At 68.0% G+C, this 13,349-nt stretch carries 11 protein-coding genes and 2 tRNA genes; 3 read left to right on the forward strand and 10 right to left on the reverse strand.

Translation table 11 applies throughout. The annotated features are described in order from the left end of the window. The first annotated feature begins 158 nt into the window (after positions 1 to 158). The gene (locus C471_RS08330) at positions 159 to 464 is read left to right on the forward strand and encodes a zinc ribbon domain-containing protein (protein ID WP_004048103.1); all 306 of its coding nucleotides are present in this window, start codon (positions 159 to 161) and stop codon (positions 462 to 464) included. Here the strand turns inward: C471_RS08330 and C471_RS08335 are convergent. The 10 genes from C471_RS08335 to C471_RS08380 form a co-directional block, all read right to left on the reverse strand. After that, a complete protein-coding gene (locus C471_RS08335; RefSeq protein WP_004048105.1) occupies positions 422 to 913 on the reverse strand; it encodes a DoxX family protein in 492 nt (163 codons plus the stop codon). The genes C471_RS08330 and C471_RS08335 overlap by 43 nt on opposite strands. A 286-nt stretch (positions 914 to 1,199) precedes the next feature. Continuing rightward, positions 1,200 to 1,273, reverse strand: a tRNA-Phe gene (locus C471_RS08340). 176 nt (positions 1,274 to 1,449) lie between these two features. After that, positions 1,450 to 1,520, reverse strand: a tRNA-Pro gene (locus C471_RS08345). A gap of 89 nt (positions 1,521 to 1,609) precedes the next feature. Further along, entirely contained in the window at positions 1,610 to 3,664 is a 2,055-nt protein-coding gene (locus C471_RS08350) for a DEAD/DEAH box helicase (protein ID WP_004048106.1), read from the reverse strand. Between the two features lie 140 nt (positions 3,665 to 3,804). After that, entirely contained in the window at positions 3,805 to 4,335 is a 531-nt protein-coding gene (locus tag C471_RS08355; protein ID WP_004048108.1) for a 50S ribosomal protein L16, read from the reverse strand. Positions 4,336 to 4,462: 127 nt separating this feature from the next. Next, complete coding sequence (gene nucS, locus C471_RS08360; protein ID WP_004048110.1) at positions 4,463 to 5,206, reverse strand: endonuclease NucS; 744 nt, start codon at positions 5,204 to 5,206, stop codon at positions 4,463 to 4,465. Positions 5,207 to 5,584: 378 nt separating this feature from the next. After that, complete coding sequence (locus C471_RS08365) at positions 5,585 to 6,874, reverse strand: adenosylhomocysteinase (RefSeq protein ID WP_004048112.1); 1,290 nt, start codon at positions 6,872 to 6,874, stop codon at positions 5,585 to 5,587. 145 nt (positions 6,875 to 7,019) lie between these two features. Then, positions 7,020 to 8,438, reverse strand: coding sequence for a hypothetical protein (locus C471_RS08370; protein WP_004048113.1), 1,419 nt, complete (start codon positions 8,436 to 8,438; stop codon positions 7,020 to 7,022). 268 nt (positions 8,439 to 8,706) lie between these two features. Further along, positions 8,707 to 9,345: a LysE family translocator gene (locus C471_RS08375; protein WP_004048115.1), complete on the reverse strand. Its 639-nt coding sequence runs from the start codon at positions 9,343 to 9,345 to the stop codon at positions 8,707 to 8,709. 99 nt (positions 9,346 to 9,444) lie between these two features. Continuing rightward, on the reverse strand, positions 9,445 to 10,800 hold the full coding sequence (locus C471_RS08380; RefSeq protein ID WP_004048117.1) for an amidohydrolase: 1,356 nt from the start codon (positions 10,798 to 10,800) through the stop codon (positions 9,445 to 9,447). 140 nt (positions 10,801 to 10,940) lie between these two features. Between C471_RS08380 and C471_RS08385 the strand changes: the two genes are divergently transcribed. Together C471_RS08385 and C471_RS08390 are read left to right on the forward strand one after the other, a co-directional pair. Continuing rightward, positions 10,941 to 11,318: a dihydroneopterin aldolase family protein gene (locus C471_RS08385; RefSeq protein ID WP_004048120.1), complete on the forward strand. Its 378-nt coding sequence runs from the start codon at positions 10,941 to 10,943 to the stop codon at positions 11,316 to 11,318. Positions 11,319 to 11,402: 84 nt separating this feature from the next. Beyond that, positions 11,403 to 13,271, forward strand: coding sequence for an ABC transporter substrate-binding protein (locus tag C471_RS08390; protein ID WP_004048122.1), 1,869 nt, complete (start codon positions 11,403 to 11,405; stop codon positions 13,269 to 13,271). Positions 13,272 to 13,349: the final 78 nt, after the last annotated feature.

Below are 13,349 nucleotides of genomic sequence, written 5' to 3' on the forward strand. Positions count from 1 at the left end.
CGGTGACGCGGACCGCAGGAGCGTTCGCGGCCGACGGCCCCGGTCGGATCGCCGGCCTCTTCGACGCCACGCTGCGGTCCTGGCCCGCCAGTGCCGCCGCCGCGCGTGTCGTCTGAGACCGTCACACAATATCTAAACCTCCGGTGCGTAGAACTCCCATGATCGACCTCGGGACGGTCTATCTCGCGGTCACTGGAGCGCTGCTCCTCGTCACGCTGGGCGTCGGCGTCCGCGTACTCAGCGAGATCGTCCGCGAGGGGCGCGACCGTCAGCGTCGCCGTCGGGCCGGGGAACTGGAGAAGTACACGGAAGACGAGGAGTACGATCGGGTACCCGGCGATCCGGTCGAGGACAACGGCGACGACGGTGGGGCCGATACGACGTGTCCGCAGTGCGAGACCGACAACGACGCCGCGTTCGACTACTGTCGCCGCTGCGCGTCGCCGCTCCGTCCCGGCTCGTGAGCGTCGCCCTCGGCCGACTCCGGCCGGGTGTACCACCACGCCCACAGCAGCAACACGCCCTGCAACGGAAGCCGCGCCCACGCCGCCGTGCGGGCGACTCCCGAGAGGCGGTCGGGAACGAGATCGGCCGCCACGTCGTCGGTCGCCATGTAGACGTTCGCGGGGAAGACGGCGACCAGCAGGGCCACTATGCCCCACGCCGACGCGCGTCGCGTCCGGTCGAACTGCACCCCGAGCCCGAGGGCGATCTCCGCGATCCCGGAGAGATACACGAGGGCGCGCGGCCGCGGAAGCCCGGGCGGAACGACCCGCGCGAACGCCTTCGGCGCGAGGAAGTGCGCGATCCCCGCGATCACGTAGGCCGCGCTCATCGCGTACCGAAGCGGGCGCTTCCGACTGGCGAGCGGTCCGTCGCCGGGCTCGTCGCTGTCGCGTCCGTCGGCGGTCATTCGCGTGGGTAGTGAGGGGCGACTAATGAGCGTTCCTCCCGAACGCAGCGACCGATATTTGGCCGATGCTCGCGAAGCGAACGCTCGCTGCGCTCGCGGGGAGGGGGACAGCTCGATCTTCAGTTAGCACTCACGGATGCAGTTCGCGTCGAAAAGCTATGCCGCCTCCCCGATTTGAACTCGCCGAGACGCTCGCCCTCGCTGCGCTCGGGCTCGCGACTCGTCTGCTCAAATCGGGTCGGCGTCGTTTCTTCACCCGCTCGCTGTCGCTCACGGGTTCAGAATATGCCGCCTCCCCGATTTGAACGGGGGACAGCTCGATCTTCAGTCGAGTGCTCTCCCAGTCTGAGCTAAGGCGGCTCGCACTCGGACCAACGCCGATTCGAGACAAAAGGATTTCGAAAGGCGGCGACCGGATCGACGAGCTGCATCCCCGCCGTCAGCGGGGCGACACTGGAGCGATAAGACGGGAACCGGTATACCGGACTTCCCCGATCACGGCCGCGACACTCGCGGTATCGCTCGCAGCAGCAGAATGGGACCGCCCGGATTCGAACCGGGGTCACGGGCACCCAAGGCCCGGAGTATACCACTAACCCACGGTCCCGCACCCATACGTACCCGCATGGGCCGGTAAAGCGTTTCGTTGCGCGGGCGGGTCGCGGTCGACCGCGAGCGAGCCGCGTCGACCCGCTCTCACTCCTCGTCGTCGCGCAGTTCGAGGTCGGCGACGATCTGGTAGGGATCGGTCCCCTTGCGGATCGCGTCGAGCATGAAGAACGCCTCGTCGGGCGCCAGGAAGTGTCTCGTGATTCCGCGACCGAGCGGCGTCGGCTCGAAGCCGTCGATGAACTCCCACTCCAGCAGCTTCCCGATCGCGTGTTTCGTCGGTACCTCGCCGATCATGCGGTCGTTGAGCCGCTTGGCCTTCTTGCCCGCGACGACGACGTTCGCCAGCGTCTCCTCGACGGCGGCGGTCTCGTCGTAGTGGGTCGCCACGTCCTCCATCTCGCCTTTGAGGAGGGTGAAGGCGACCTCGTCCTCGGTGCGGTCCATGGAGTTGTGATAGACGCCGTCGGGCTCGACGAGGAGGTAGACGCGCCCGCGGTCGTGGTAGTCCGGACGGCCGGCCCGGCCGAGCATCTGAGAGAACTCCTGGACCGAGAGCCACTCGATCCCCATCGCCAGCGAGTCGAAGATCACCTGCGAGGCGGGGAAGTCGACCCCGGCCGCCAGCGCCGCGGTGGTGACGACCGCCGAGAGGTCCTGGTTCCCGAACTGGCGCTCGACCGTCTTCCGGCGCTTGTAGTCGAGCCCGGCGTGGTACGGCGCGGAGTCGTACCGGAGCTTCCGGCTGATCTCGTGACAGCGCCGCCGGGAGTTCGTGAAGATGATCGTCTGCCCGCGGTACCCCTTCGACGACTTCGTGTCGAACTCGCGTTTCACGAGCTTGTCCGCGATGTCGGCCTTCTCGCGGCTGTCCGCGAAGGTGACGTGGCGCTCGATGGGGACGGGCCGCTCCTCGTACTCGATCAGCGTCGCCCGGAGCTTCTCGGCGAGCCACTCGGGGTTCCCGACCGTCGCGGAGAGGTAGACGAACTGGGTGCCGTCGTACCCCGCGTGCGTCTCCATCCGATTCTCGCTGTAGTGTTTCAGCCGCGAGATGAGCCCGTCGAGCCGGTGGCCGCGCTCGCCCTCCTTCAGCGTGTGGACCTCGTCGATGACGACGGTGCCGATATCCCCGAGATCCTTGCCGGTCCGGAGCGCGTGGTCGATCCCCTCGTAGGTCCCGACGATCACGTCGGCGTTCGGGTCGAAGCGGTTGCCGTCGTCGTTCACCCGCGAGGAGCCGACCCGGATCGAGACGTTCAGCAGGTCGCCGTAGCGGTCCTCGAAGTCCTCGTGCTTCTGGTTGGCGAGCGCGACGAGCGGGACTAAGAAGAGGAGCTTCCCGTCGCCTTTCAGCGCCCGGTCGATCCCGGTCAGCTCGCCGACCAGGGTCTTCCCGGTCGCGGTCGCGCTCACGACGAGCTGGTCGTTCCCGTCCAAGAGGCCGTTCCGCACGGAGAGGCTCTGGACCGGCAGTAGCTCCTCGAACCGCCCCTGGAGGTGCGCGGAGAGGTCGGGGTGCAGGTCCAGGTCCTCGGTCCGGACGGGGGAGACGTCGTCGACGTTGGCAGAGACCTCGTCGTACTTCGTCAGGTCGGGGTCGAGCCCGCCCTGCAGGAGGTTGACGATCCGGTCTAAGTCCCCCGACTCGTAGAGGAGCTCTTCGAGCCGCTCCTCAGCGGCGCCCGTGAACTCGCCTTTGTACGACAGCTCGCGCTCTAGCTCCCGGCGGGCGCAGTCGCGGCAGATCAGCTCGCCGTTGTGCTCGATCGCGCTCTCGCTCGTGATGGGGCCGTACCGCCCGTCGCTCGCGCAGCGCCGGCAGGTCCGGACCGCCGTCGCCTCCAGCTGGTAGCCGTCGAGCATCTCCTTCAGCCGCGTCCGGTTCTCGGGGGCGGTCTGCTCGGAGATGCGAATTCGGCCCGCCGCACGGGCGAGGTCGACGAACTCGTCTGGCTGGCGGGGCTGGTCCTCGCCGTCGCGAATCACGCGGAACTTCCCGGGTCGCGGGCCCGCGGAGGTCTCCTTGAGTTCGAGCCGCCCGCGGAGCACGCGGTTGCCGTCGCGGTTCGCGACGACGGTGTAGTCGCTCCGCGCCTCGTGGAGGAACAGCGTCTCGACCTCGGCCAACTGCTGTGACACTGCGATTTCGTACGCGATAGAGGTATTTCAGGTGTTCGGCTCGGGGACCGGTATCGGACCGTGTGCCCGCGGTGACACGGCTACGTGGTGCGATCGCGCGGAAAAAGGCCCGCCTCGAACGGGCGGACGGTCGGCGGGCGTTACGAGACGAGCAGCTTCTCGCCGCGGTCGACCGTGATCCGGCACGGCGGCGAGAGCTTGTTGTACGCGCGACGGAACGCCTCCTTCACGACGGACGCCTGCTCGACGTCGCAGTACGCCGTGAAGACGATGTCGTCCTTGTTGAGCCGTGCGGCGGTCCCGACCGGCTTGCCGAACGCCTGTCGCATCCCGTCGGAGACACGGTCCGCGCCGGCGCCGGTCGCCTGCTTGTTCTCCCGGATGACCTGGTGGGGGAACTTCCGGAGGGTCATCTTGTAGTTGCCCTCGCCGAGCTCCTTGATGAGGTGGCGGTTGGCCGAGAGGCGCGCGCTTTCGAGCGATCCGTGGCGGATCTGGAGCTCTTCCTCGACGCGGAGGCTGATCTGGACGGGGTAGTCGTCCGGCTCCGCGGAGAGGTCGCCCATGTTGTGCTGGGCGATCTTCGAGCCCGGGATGCCCGTGATGTATTCGCGGCGGGTGTACGACGGCTTGTCGATCGTCCGATACATAGAGGCGGGTTTGTCAGACATGGCTACTTGTCCGATGTAGCCGGTGCTGCGGCGATAAAGCCTTCGATACCACGGCGTCGTCGTCGGCTGTTCGGCGGCCGGCGCCGGCTCTCAGCCGGACCGCGGTTCGTGTTGACACCCCACCGGATCACTCTTCGGGCGTCGGGTCGAGCGCGACGTGGTCGAACCCGCGCTCCGCCAGCCGCTCGGCGGCCCGATCGGTGAGCGAGGGCGCGACGAGGACGCCGCGGACGGCGGGGCTGGCTCCGTCTCCCTCTTCCCCGCCCAGTTCCTCTCGGAGCGCTCGCACGTACCGGGCCAACTGGCCGACCGCGTCCGGGCCGACCCGCCGTCGCTTCAGTTCGACGACGACCGGGGTGCCCTCGGCGTCGACGCCGAACACGTCCATCGGGCCGGCGCTGGAGGGGCGCTCAGTCTCCCTCGGCTCGAACCCCGGCTCGACGAGGTCGGGCCGTTCCAGGATTCGGGTCCGGAGATCCTCTTCGCTCCCGTGGAGGGTGAGATCGCGGCCCCCTGTGACGGCCATCGCGGAGAGCTGATGTACGTCGGAAAAGCGGACCGTCAGGGTTTCGTCGGGGTTGCTTCTGGTCGAGCGCACGCGGAGTCGTCCCTCGCGCACCGCGGCGTGGTGTTCCGACCCCGGCGGCTGCCAGTTGACCGGCTGGCGCCCCTCGTCGGTGTGCACGAGGGCGGCCCCGTCGGGCTTCAACACGAGCAGTCGATCGCCGGCGCCGAGGTCGGAGGCGGCGCGCCCCTCGTAGCTGACGGTACAGCGGCCGAACACGCTGACGAGGTCCCCGCGCTCGAAGGCGTCCTCCAGCTCCCAGAGGGCTTCGCGGTGGCTCGGGTCGTGGACGCTCGTGACTGTCACTACTACGTGTAGGGGGTTACGGCTCAAAAAGGGCGCGAGGGCGATCGGTGGGGGTGATCGGTCGTACGTCGTCGCTGTCGACGGTGGTGGGCTGTACGAGACCGACGACTCTGTCGATCAGTTGTAAATCGTTGCTGCCGGCGACGCGGTGAAGACCTCCAAAGTCCCACCCGCCCGCAACCGTACCGCAGCCTCACGCCTCCCCAGCCTCGCGGTTCGCGCTCTGCGAGCGCTCACCGCGTCCAGCGAGAATCGGAGATTCTCTGGCAGCCGGCGGCTCCGCCGCCGGCGACCTCGCACGCGCTCCTCGTGGCCGCCGGGGGCGGCCACTCGGAGGCGCGCGCCACCGCATTTCCTGTTTAAAAATTAGACGGGCGTTTATGTCCCGTGCTCCCAGCTCCCCATGTACTCGCGCTGCTCGTCGCTGAGGTCGTCGTACTCGACGCCTTCAGCGGCGAGTTTGATGTCCGCGACCTCGCGGTCGAGCTCGTCGGGCACGTCGTGGACGCCGGGCTCGTACTCGTCACCGCGGTCGGCGAGCTCGCGGACGACGACCGCCTGCACGCCGAAGCTCTGGTCCATCACCTCGACCGGGTGACCGAGCGAGATGGGCGCGGCGAGGTTGACGAGTCGGCCCTCGGCGATCACGTTCAGGACGCGGCCGTCGGGCATCTCGAACCCCTCGACGCCGTCGCGGACCTCGTAGCGGTCCACGGCCAGGTCGTCGAGGTCCTCCAGGTTCACCTCCACGTCGAAGTGACCGGCGTTCGCGAGGAGGACGCCGTCGTCCATCTCCTCGAAGTGCTCGCGCGTGATCACGTCGCGGTTGCCCGTCGTCGTGATGAACACGTCGCCCTTCTTCGCGGCCTCCTTCATCGGGAGCACCTCGTACCCCTCCATGTGGGCTTCGAGCGCCTTGCGGGGGTCGACCTCGCAGACGATGACGTTCGCGTTCTGGCCGGACGCCTTCTTGGCAACGCCCTTCCCGCACTGGCCGTAGCCGCCGACGACGACGTTCTTGCCGGCCCACGAGAGGTTCGTCGTCATCGCGATGGTCGCGAGCGACGACTCGCCCGTCCCGTGGACGTTGTCGAACAGCTGTTTCATCGGCGTGTCGTTCACGGCGAAGACGGGGTAGTGGAGCTCGCCGTCGGCGTCCATCGCGCGCAGGCGGTCGACGCCGGTGGTCGTCTCCTCGGCGCCGCCGACGATGGAGTCGATCAGGTCGGGGTACTCCTCGTGGACGAGCTTCACCATGTCCATCCCGTCGTCGACGGTGATAGTGGGCTCGTGGGCGATACAGGCGTGCATCGCGTCGTAGTACTCCTCGTCGTCGACGCCCCGGACCGCGTAGGAGGTGATCGACTCGTGGGTGTCGAGCGCGGCCGACACGTCGTCGTGCGTCGAGAGGGGGTTACACCCGGTGATCGCGACCTCGGCGCCGCCCTCGGCGAGCAGCTCGACGAGGTTCGCCGTCTTCGCCTCGACGTGCATCGCCATCGCGATCGTCTCGCCGGCGAGCGGCTGCTCGTCGACGAACTCCTCGCGGAGCGCGTTCAGAATCGGCATGTGCTGGAGCGCCCAGTCCATCTTCCGGCGCCCCTCCTCACGGACTGCCTCCAGGTCCGAGAGGTGCTGTGACACCGGCGAATACGCGGTTTCGCTCATACATCTCGGTTCGCTCACGGCGCACTAAACCCTGCCGACACCGAATTCACCCCGAAAAACGACGTTCCGCCGTCAGTCACCGCTCGGTTCGTTCGCGTCGTCGTCGGTCCACCCGAATCGCTGAGCGGACCGCCGCGTCGAGTCGTCAGTTTCCGCCGGGGCCGCCCGCGTGGTCCGGCGGGCCGCGCTCGCCGTCGTCTTCCGCGTCATCGTCTTCCGCATCGTCATCGTCTGCGTCGTCGTCTTCCGCGTCATCCTCTTCCGCGTCGTCCTCGTCTGCGTCATCGTCTTCGTCGGCGTCGTCGTCTTCCGCATCATCCTCGTCTGCGTCGTCATCTTCTACATCATCGTCTTCCGCGTCATCGTCTGCGTCGTCGTCTTCCGCGTCATCGTCGGCGTCGTCGCCGCCCGGTCCGGCGTGGTCCGGCGGGCCGCGCTCGCCGTCGTCATCGGCGTCGCTGCCGGCGTGATCGGGCGCGTTTCCGTTGCCGGGGGCGTCGCTCTCGTTCTCGGCGTCGTCGTCACCGTCCGCCTCGTCCGGACCGCCGGGGCCGCCCGCGTGCTCCGGGGCGTTGCCGGGGTTGTTCTCCGTCACGAAGTCGGAGACCGCGGCGCCGATGCCGCCCTCGCGGTCCTCGATGTCCTCGATGAACTCCCGAACGAGCTGGCCGAACGGCTGTCCCTCGGCCTCGGCGTCCTCCTCGCCGGTGGTCAGGTCGACCGTCGTCGAGGCGCTCTCGTTCTCGTACTCGGCGGTGACGCCGATCGTCACGTCCTCCTCGGCGGCGGGCAGTTCGACTGTCCCGTTCGCGTCGGTCTCGTAGTCGCCCTCGCCGGCGTACGTGACGTTCTGCCCCTCGGCGGTCGTGACGTTCACCGAGGCGTTCGCGACCTCCTCGTCGTCGTTCGTGACGGTGACGACGGGCTCGCCGTCGGTGTCGTCGACGTCGAGCTCGAGGCCGTCGGGCGCCTCGATGTCGACCGTCTCGGAGACGCTCTCGTTCCCGTACTCGGCCGTGACGTTCACCGTCACGTCCCCCTCGGCTGCGGGCAGTTCGACCGTCCCGTTCGCGTCGGTCTCGTAGTCGCCCTCGCCGGCGTAGGAGGCGTTCTCGTCGACGGTAGTCACGTTCACCGAGGCGTTCTCGACCGCGGTGTCGTTGTCCGTGACCGTCACGACGGGTTCGCCGTCGGTGTCGTCGACGTCGAGTTCGAGGCCGTCAGGGGCTTCGAGGTCGACCGTCGTCGAGGCGGTCTCGTTCCCGGAGGCGGCCGTGACCTCGACGGTCACGCCCCCCTCGGGGGCGGGGAGTTCGACGGTGCCGTTCGCGTCGGTCTCGTACTCGCCCGCTCCCGCGTACGACTCGTTCGCGGGGTCGACGACGCTCACGTTGACTGCGGCGTTCTCGACCGCGGTGTCGTTTTCGGTCACCGTGACCGTCGATGTCCCGTCCGCGTCTTTGTCGACGGCCACTTCGAGGTGACCGTCGGCGGCCGCGACGCCCGTCACCGCGCCGAGCGCGACGACCGCGATCAACAGCAGGCCAATCGTGCGTTTGCTCATGTGCGTCCGGTCCGTGACGCCGTTACCTCATAAAAAGGGAACTCCGTTAAGTCGATTTAATCCGGATTTTATTCGGGTTAACGGGACTCTACGGCGCGTTCGGGTTCTTCGCGGTGAAATGCGGACCTCTCCCCCAGATCGAGGGGCAGTTCGACGCGTCCGCCCTCGGGCGCGGGCCGGGTCGGGCCTGTCTGATCGCCTCCGGATCGAGCGTTCGGCCGGTCCGTCACGCTCCCTCGGATCGCTGGGGTCCGCGCGGTCCGCGCGATCACTGTCCTCGGCCTCCATCGAGCGCGAGCTTCAGGCCGAATCCGACGAGGACGCTGCCGCTCGCGTACCGGACCACCCGTTGAGCGACGGCCGAGTCTAACAGCAGGTGCCGGACCCGAACGGCGAACAGCGCCACCCCGGCGAGGTAGAGGAGACTGAGCGCCGCGTACACCAGTCCGAGGACCGACAGCTGGAGGGTGGCGTCCGCCGTCGCCGGGACGAACTGCGGGAAGAACGCGAGCACGAACACGGCTACCTGCGGGTTGGTGACGTTGATGGCGACCGCCTTCCGATACGACCCGACGACGGAACGGTCTCCGTCGCCGATCGCGTCGTCGATCTCGAACTGTTCGTCGTCTCTGAGCAGTCGAACGCCGAGATACACGAGATAGACCGCACCGACGTATTTCAACAGCGCGTACGCCTCGGCCGTCGTGCGCAGGATCGCGGACAGCCCGAGGATCGCGGCGGTCGCGTGCACCAGCACGCCGCTAGCCGTTCCGACGGCCGCGGCGACGCCGGCTGCGCGACCGCTCTTGAGACTTTGCGTGAGCGTGTATACCGAATCCGGGCCGGGAGAGATAACGACCGCCATGACCGCGGGGACGAACGCGGCCACGACGGGCAGGTCGATCACGACCGACCCGTCGTTCGGACGTCGATTAAATCTGTCCGACCGGCCCAATATCCGTTTCGCCGCAGCGCTCTGTTACCGCCGTTCCCCCGCTCGTTGCTCTCACCCGCCGTCACCGACACGCTCGACGAGGTCGGCGGCAGCGGCGGACGCCCGCTCCCGCACCGCGTCGGCGTCGAGCGTCAGCACCTCGCGGTCGCGCATCAGGACCTCCCCGTCGCAGACGGTGTGGCGCACGTCGCTCCCGTGCGCCGCGTACGCGAGGTGCGATATCGGGTCGTGAACCGGCGTGAGATGCGGGGCGTCGAGGCCGACGACCGCGAGGTCGGCGGCCGCGCCCGGCTCGATCCGCCCGCCGGGGAGCCCGAGGGCGTCGGCCCCGCCGGCGGTCGCCATCTCCACGACCGCCTCGGCGGGCACCGCGGCGGCGTCGTCCGCGGCGAGCTTCCCGAGCATGGCGGCGTCGCGCATCTCGTCGAACACGTCGAGGTCGTTGTTCGAGGCCGCCCCGTCGGTGCCGAGCGCGACCGTGACGCCCGCCTCGCGGAGCCGCTGGACCGGGGCCATCCCGCTCGCGAGCTTCATGTTCGAGGCCGGGCAGTGGACGACCGCGGTTCCCGCGTCGGCGAGCCGATCGATCTCCGAGTCGTCGACGTGGACGCCGTGCGCGAAGAAGTCGTTCGGCCCGAGCGCGTCGAGGTCCTCGGCGTACGCGATCGGTCGTTCTCCGCGTTCGTCGACGATCGGGTCGACCTCGTCGGTCGTCTCGTTCGCGTGGAGGTGGATCGGAACGCCCGTCTCTCGGGCCTCGGCGACTCCCTCGCGGAGGTACTCCTCGCTCACCGTCGTCAGCGAGTGGGGCATGAACGCGGACCGGATCCGACCGTCCGCGGCGCCGTCGAGCTGGCGGGCGACCTCCAGGCTCTCCTCGACGTCGGCGCGGGCGTCCTCCGCGTCCTTCCCCACGGTCACCACCCCGTGGCCGAGGCGCGCCCGAACCCCCGCGCGATCGACCGCGTCCGCGACGCGGTCCATCGCGAAGTACATGTCCGCGAACGCGGTCGTCCCCGACCGGATCATCTCCAGCACGCCGAGTTCGGCGCCGACCTCGATGTCCTCGGGCGTTAACTTGGCCTCGGCCGGCCAGATATCCTCGCGCAGCCACGGGTCGAGGGGCTTGTCGTCGGCGTAGCCGCGGAGGAGCGTCATCGCGACGTGCGTGTGCGCGTTGACGAGTCCCGGGATCACGAGGCCGCCGTCGGCGTCGAGGGTCTCGTCGGCCTCGGCGGTCCGGTCTGTGCTCTCGCTCGCCTTGACGCCCGCCGTCTCGTTGGCGCCCGCCGTTTCGCCCCCCACCGCGACGATCGTCCCGGCGCCGCGGTCGACCAGTACGTCCGACTCGGTCACGCGACCGTCGGGCCGGAGCACCCGTCCGCCCGTCACGCGAAGCGTGTTCATGCCACCCGCTTCCGGCCGGCGGACCTAACGCCTTCCGTTCGGCTGCGGCGCGTCGCGGTCCCCCTCTTCGTCTCCGCTTCTGCTTCCGACGCCACCTCCGCCTCCGAACGTTCTTCCCCGCCGCCGCCGGAGCTCTACCCATGGCAACCGACGCCCAGCAGGCGTGCTTCGAGGCCGGGATCAAGTTCGGCTCGCTGTACCACCAGTTCGCGGGGACGCCCGTCAGCCCGTCGAGCACGCGCAGTCTGGAGGCCGCTATGGCGGAGGCGATCGAGAACCAGCCGTTCTGTGAGTCGGTGAGCGTCGCGATCCACGACGACCGCGTCGCGGACGCGATCGATCACGAGAACGGCTACACCGAGCTGACTGGCTCGCTGATGGACGTCGAGATGCGGATCGCCTACGAGGGGGTAACCGTCCGCACCCGGATGACGATGCGGGACGGCTACCCGCTGATGGAGCTGGTCGGGGTCGACGACGAGGCGGACGGTACCCCCGGGAGCGGCACAACTAACTGACTGTTCACTCCAGTTGGGGTTTCATCGGGGATTATAAGGAACTTTGAGGAAGACTTTAGTATAACCTACCAAAACCGGTATTACATGCCAGATCCAGAAAATGGAGAGGCAGTTGAGAGCACGAAGCGACGACGGCTACTCGGCCTCCTCGGCGGCGGGGCGGCGGTAAGCCTCGCCGGCTGTTCCGATCAGGAGCCCTCCGACGGCGGCGACGGTTCGGACGGTTCGGACGGTTCGGACGGCGGCGACGGTTCGGACGGCGAAGACGGAATGGACGGCGAAGACGGCGAGGACGAGCCCCAGCGCACCAACGCCGACAAGGCGCAGGCCGCCTGGGAGCGCGCCGTCAACAATCCTCTCCCGGAGGACGAAGAGATCCGACAGGAGGCGTACATCGAGATGGAAGAGGCGGTTCGCGACGACGCCGCCCTCATTCCGCTGTATCACGGCTTCACCGAGCTGTTCTGGTACGACTACGTTGACGTGCCGCTGACCGGTGCGCTCGGTAAACACTGGCAGCAGCTCAACACGACGACCGTCGAGGGACAGAGCGAGCTCAACCTGATCAACAGCACCTTCGACGAGCTGGACCCGATCATGTCCACCGACACGGCGTCGTCGATCGTCATCACGCAGCTCTACGAGAACCTGACGGCGTTCCCCAACGGCGTCCCGGAGATCGAGAACCAGCTCATGTCGGAGTACGAGGTCTCCGAGGACGGCACCACGTGGACGTTCACGCTCCGCGACGACGTCCAGTTCCACGACGGGACCCAGATGACGGCCCAGGACGTGAAGTACTCCTGGCGCCGCACCGTCGAGTCGGAGAACTCCGAGCGCGCCGGCTTCACGCTCAACCAGCCCGTCGGGCTCGGCATCGACGCCGAGACCGACGACGACGGCAACGTCGTTCCCGACTCTCTGGCGGTCGAAGTCATCGACGATCAGACCCTCGAGATCCAGCTCGTCGGACCGAACCCCGACGTGCTCGACGTCATCGCGTACTCCAGCTTCTCCGTGATCCCGGAGGGGTACGTCGGCGACATCGAGGGGTACGACGGCGAGGTCACCCACCAGGAGTTCTCGACCGAGGTCGCGAACGGTACCGGGCCGTTCGAGCTCGACACGTTCAACGTCGACGAGGACGTCACCGTCGTCCGCAACGACGACTACTACGGCGAGGTCGCGAGCGTCGACGCAGTCAACTGGGAGATCATCGAGGACTCTCAGGCGGCGTGGACCTACGCCCTCGAACAGAACGCCGATCGGTTCGAGATGCCGACGTTCGCGTACGAGGCGGACGCCGTCGACGCCGAGACCGACGACCGCGGCCGTCAGGTCGGGACGTACGGTCCGGCGGGCGAGCTGAACGAGGAGGTCAACTACCTCGGAATCTCCGAGATCAGCACCTACTACTTCGGGTTCAACGTCTCGAACACGCAGCAGGCGGCCCGGCAGGCCATCGCGTACGTGATGAACAAAGAGCAGATCGTCCAGGAGGTGTTCGCCGGCCGCGGCACGCCGGCTTACAGCTTCCTCCCGCCCGCGATCTGGCCCACCGGAAACGACGGCTACAACGAGTTCCTCGACCAGTATCCGTACAGCCTCGGCGAGAGCGACATCGAGGGCGCCCGGTCGGTCCTCCAAGAGGCCGGCATCACGCCCGACGACCCGGTCGACATGACGCTCACCACCTACGAAGCGGAGGTGTTCCAGACGGCCGGCGAGCTCATCCGCGACCTGATCTCCGGGACCGGGGTCAACCTGTCGCTGGAGACGTCGCAGTTCTCCACCCTGCAGAGCCGCGGTGAGGACGGCGCGCTCCAGATGTACAGCCTCGGGTGGATCTGGAGCTGGCCCGCCGTTCCGTACGGGATGTTCCAGCTCGAACCGCTCAACACGGACACGTCCACGATGCCCGGCGAGACCAACGGGTTCTATCGGCTCTGTTGAAATCCTCAGAGAGTTACATGTTCACCGTATAATTCGACGAGATGAAGCCCCTCCCGAAGTCGCAGATTCTCCGGTTTA

Origin of the sequence: Halorubrum saccharovorum DSM 1137 (genome assembly GCF_000337915.1) — an archaeon.
In the GTDB taxonomy this organism is placed as follows: Archaea; Halobacteriota; Halobacteria; order Halobacteriales; family Haloferacaceae; genus Halorubrum; species Halorubrum saccharovorum.

Coding starts and splice junctions, on each gene's coding strand:
- C471_RS08380 (WP_004048117.1), bottom strand. CDS start 10,800: ATGAACACGCTTCGCGTGACGGGCGGACGGGTGCTCCGGCCCGACGGT.
- C471_RS08335 (WP_004048105.1), bottom strand. CDS start 913: ATGACCGCCGACGGACGCGACAGCGACGAGCCCGGCGACGGACCGCTC.
- C471_RS08355 (WP_004048108.1), bottom strand. CDS start 4,335: ATGTCTGACAAACCCGCCTCTATGTATCGGACGATCGACAAGCCGTCG.
- C471_RS08365 (WP_004048112.1), bottom strand. CDS start 6,874: ATGAGCGAAACCGCGTATTCGCCGGTGTCACAGCACCTCTCGGACCTG.
- C471_RS08385 (WP_004048120.1), top strand. CDS start 10,941: ATGGCAACCGACGCCCAGCAGGCGTGCTTCGAGGCCGGGATCAAGTTC.
- C471_RS08390 (WP_004048122.1), top strand. CDS start 11,403: ATGCCAGATCCAGAAAATGGAGAGGCAGTTGAGAGCACGAAGCGACGA.
- C471_RS08370 (WP_004048113.1), bottom strand. CDS start 8,438: ATGAGCAAACGCACGATTGGCCTGCTGTTGATCGCGGTCGTCGCGCTC.
- C471_RS08330 (WP_004048103.1), top strand. CDS start 159: ATGATCGACCTCGGGACGGTCTATCTCGCGGTCACTGGAGCGCTGCTC.